This is a genomic window from Dietzia sp. SLG310A2-38A2 (assembly GCF_014145095.1).
Taxonomy (GTDB): Bacteria; Actinomycetota; Actinomycetes; order Mycobacteriales; family Mycobacteriaceae; genus Dietzia.
Genome location: NZ_JAALDX010000148.1, coordinates 1 through 3,763 on the forward strand (window position 1 = coordinate 1; position 3,763 = coordinate 3,763).

Below are 3,763 nucleotides of genomic sequence, written 5' to 3' on the forward strand. Positions count from 1 at the left end.
GGCTCGCTCACTCGCCGTTGCCGACGGCCTCCGCCAGCTGCGCCACGTAGTCGTCGAGCACCCACGAGATGGCCAGCGGCGTGGGGTTGGCGGCGGTGCCCATCGGGCCGCTGCCGTCGAGGAACACGATCGCGTCGTTCTTGACCGCCGGCATCTGGGAGAGCAGCGGATCGGACTTCAGGGTGTCGACGAGCTCCTGGTCGCCGTAGGTGACGATCAGCTCGACGTCGTCGAACTGATCCAGCTGCTCGGCGCTGATGCTGCCGGAATACTTGCCGCTCGCCGAGGCCTCGGTCACGGCGGCCGGCGTGGCCAGGCCCAGGTCCTCGAAGAAGGCGGCCCGGGTGTCGGCGGCGGTGTAGAAGTTCACCGTGCTCAGGTCGGTCGGGTCGACGTGGGTGAGGAACATGGTCTTGGTGCCCTCGAGCTCGGGGTACGCGGCGGTGGCCTCGGCGATCTCGGCGTCGAGCTCGTCGACCAGTGCGTTGCCCTCGGCCTCCATGCCCATTCCCATGGAGTTGAAGCGGATGGTGTCGCGCCACGAGGTGGCCCACGCCTCCTCGGGGTAGGCCACGACGGGGGCGATCTCGCTGAGGGTGTCGTAGTCCTCCTGCGTCAGCCCGGAGTAGGCGGCCAGGATGACGTCCGGCTCGGTGTCGGCCACGGCCTCGAAGTCGATCCCGTCGGTCTCGTCGAACAACACGGGGGGCTCCGCGTCGAGCTCCTCGAGTCGCTCCTCGACCCACGGGAGCATGCCGTTGCCGTCGTCGTCACCGAAGGTCGCCGCGGCCATCCCCACCGGGACGACCCCCAGGGCGAGCGGCACCTCGTGGTTGGCCCACGCGACGGTGGCCACCCGCTCGGGCGCCTCCTCGATGGTGGTGGTGCCGAGCGCGTGCTCGATCACCACGGGGAACGACCCGGACCCGCCGGACGCGGCCGCGCCTGTCGACTCCTCGGAGTCGACGGGCGAACCACACGCGGACAGCACGAGGGCGGCCGTGGTGGCGATCAGAAAGGGGACAACACCGCGAGAACGCATCAGGGCGGCTCTCTCATTCTCGAGAAGATGAACAGGGCAGGACCCACCCGGACGCCGCGTCGAGTCCTCCAACGCAGTCTGACCATTAGGTGAGGCTGGCCTAAGACATTACGACCGCACCGTGGCGCGGCGCAATCGCTCGATCAGGACGCCGGATATCGCGGATCGGACAAGCTCGCGGTCTCCGCGGCATCTTCGGCCGGGCTGCGGAGAGGCCTGGGGGCAGAGCCAGTGGCGGGGCGGAACTGCCCCGGGGTGAGCCCGGTGGTCCGGCGGAAGGCCGCGCCGAACGCGCTTGCCGAGCGATAGCCCACCCGCACGGCCACCTCGTCGACCGGCACGCCACTGCCCAGCAGGACCGATGCGTGCTGTGCGCGGAACGCCGCCTGCCAGGCTCCGAAGCTCAGGCCCGTCTCGGCACGGAACGCCCGGGTCACGGTCCGTTCGCTCACGCCGAGCCGCGCCGCCCACTCGGTCAGAGAGCGGTCGTCGCCGGGGCGCGACTCGAGGGCCGTGACGATCGGACGCAGCAGTTCGGCGGTCGGTCGCTGCACCAGCAGGGCGTGGGCGGACGGTTCGAGCGTGTCGAACACCATCTGCTCGGTGAGCTCGCGTGAGCGGGCCTGCAGGGTGTGGTCCACCAGGCGTTCCAGCAGCAGGGTCAGCAGCGGGGTCATCTCCACCGCCACGGGCTCGGCCGGCAGGGGGGAGGAGCTTCGCGAGTCAACCTGGGCGGTCCGGTACCAGGTGCCCGCCGGGGCTGCCGCAGAGTGGAGTACGCCCGCGGGGATCCACAGCCCCACGGACGGGGTGATGGTCCAGGTCCGCGGGCCGATGGTCGCGGTGGACGCGCCCGCCCGGTTCCAGAGCAGTTCGTGGGTGGGGTGGGAATGCGGTGCCCACACGGTGTCGCGGGCCACGAGCTCGTCCATGCCGGTGATGGTGAAGGGCATCACGGCGGCCCCCGCCTGGTACACCGGCAGGGTCCTGGTCTCCGCGTCCGCGCGGCGCGCCGTGCTGATCCCGGTCATGCGCTGATTGTCGCACCACCGTTCGGACCGCCCCGTAACGGTGGTCACATCAGCAAAGCGTGTGACGCGTCCTGCAGTACAGTGCGAGGGTTCCCGTGCGCGCCGTCAGGCCTCGCCGGGCTTCCCACTTTGTTTCGACCCGTAATGTCTAAGGATTCCCGTGACGACTGAGTCATCCGCCGCTGCTTTCTCTCCATCCCAGCCCGACCCTGCCCAGCCCACGCCCGCCCTCGGCTCCCCGCCGCTGCCCGCCGCCACCAAGCGGCTCATCGCGCTGCTCGTGGCCGCCGCATTCGTGGTGATCCTCAACGAGACCATCATGTCGGTCGCGATCCCCGAGCTGATGGGGGAGTTCGCCGTCACCGCCGCCACCGCGCAGTGGCTCACCACGGCGTTCATGCTCACCATGGCCGTGGTCATCCCGTTCACCGGGTGGATGCTCATGCGGTTGCCGCTGCGGACGGTGTTCATCATCGCCATGACCACCTTCACCCTCGGCACCCTGCTGGCCTCGCTGGCACCGGTGTTCGTGGTCCTGGTCGCCGGCCGGGTGGTGCAGGCCGTGGGCACCGCGATCATGATCCCGCTGCTCATGACCACCGTGCTCAACGTGGTGCCCGCGGATCGTCGCGGCCGCACCATGGGTGTGATCTCCATCGTGATCGCGGTGGCCCCGGCCATCGGCCCCACCGTCGGCGGACTGGTGCTCGACGTGCTGAGCTGGCGTTGGATGTTCTGGTTCGTGCTCCCCATCGGGGTGCTCGCGCTGGTGGCCGGCGCCACGCTGATCCGCAACGTCACCGCCACCCGCGCGATCCCGCTCGACATCTTTTCCGGCGTGCTCTCGGCCATCGGCTTTGCGGGCCTGATCTTCGGCCTGAGCTCCTTCGGTGAAGCCGCCAACGACAACGCGCTGGTGTCCCCGTGGGTGCCCGTGCTCGTGGGCGTGGCCGCGCTGTCGGTGTTCGTCTGGCGCCAGCTCGCGCTCAAGGACTACGCGCTTCTCGACGTGCGGGCCTTCACCTTCCGCACCTTCACAGTCAGCCTCACGCTGATGCTGCTGTCCATGATGGCGCTGTTCGGCACCCTGATCCTGCTGCCGCTGTACATGCAGCAGGTCCTGGGCACCACCACCCTCGAGTCCGGCCTGGCATTGCTGCCCGGCGGCCTGCTCATGGGTGTGCTCGGGTGGTTCGTGGGTCGGCTCTTCGACCGCATCGGCCCGCGCCCGCTGATCATCCCGGGCTCGATCCTGGCCGCCGCCGGCCTGTGGGGCATGTACCTCTTCTTCTCCGCCGAGTCGTCGCTGGCGATCGTGGTGGTGTGGCACATGATCCTCAGCGTGGGCCTGGCGCTGCTGTTCTCGCCGCTGCTCACCTCGGCGCTCGGCTCGCTCCCGCCGCACCTGTACTCGCACGGCTCCGCGCTGCTCAACACGCTGCAGCAGGTCGCCGCGGCCGCCGGCACCGCGCTGTTCATCACGGTGATGACGCTGGGCATCGTGGCCGGCGCCGAGTCCGGCGAGGGCGACGTGGCCGCGCAGATGACCGGCGTCCACAACGCGCTGCTGGTGGGCGCGATCATCTCGCTGATCACCGTCGTGGGCGCGTGGTTCGTCCGCAACACCGCACAGACCGAGGGGCCTGCGGTGGCGCCGATGGCCGAGGAGCCGGTCGCGTCGTAACCGGCC

Annotated in this window: 3 protein-coding genes; 1 reads left to right on the forward strand and 2 read right to left on the reverse strand. The window is 69.9% G+C overall.

Annotated features, from left to right (window positions below):
• Positions 1 to 7: 7 nt before the first annotated feature.
• Both G6027_RS05660 and G6027_RS05665 read right to left on the reverse strand, forming a co-directional pair.
• Positions 8 to 1,042, reverse strand: coding sequence for an iron-siderophore ABC transporter substrate-binding protein (locus G6027_RS05660; protein ID WP_182636188.1), 1,035 nt, complete (start codon positions 1,040 to 1,042; stop codon positions 8 to 10).
• Between the two features lie 143 nt (positions 1,043 to 1,185).
• On the reverse strand, positions 1,186 to 2,073 hold the full coding sequence (locus tag G6027_RS05665; RefSeq protein ID WP_182636190.1) for an AraC family transcriptional regulator: 888 nt from the start codon (positions 2,071 to 2,073) through the stop codon (positions 1,186 to 1,188).
• 244 nt (positions 2,074 to 2,317) lie between these two features.
• Here G6027_RS05665 and G6027_RS05670 point away from each other — a divergent pair, with 244 nt between their 5' ends.
• A complete protein-coding gene (locus tag G6027_RS05670; RefSeq protein ID WP_182636192.1) occupies positions 2,318 to 3,757 on the forward strand; it encodes an MDR family MFS transporter in 1,440 nt (479 codons plus the stop codon).
• The last annotated feature ends 6 nt before the right edge of the window (positions 3,758 to 3,763 follow it).

Coding starts and splice junctions, on each gene's coding strand:
- G6027_RS05660 (WP_182636188.1), bottom strand. CDS start 1,042: ATGCGTTCTCGCGGTGTTGTCCCCTTTCTGATCGCCACCACGGCCGCC.
- G6027_RS05665 (WP_182636190.1), bottom strand. CDS start 2,073: ATGACCGGGATCAGCACGGCGCGCCGCGCGGACGCGGAGACCAGGACC.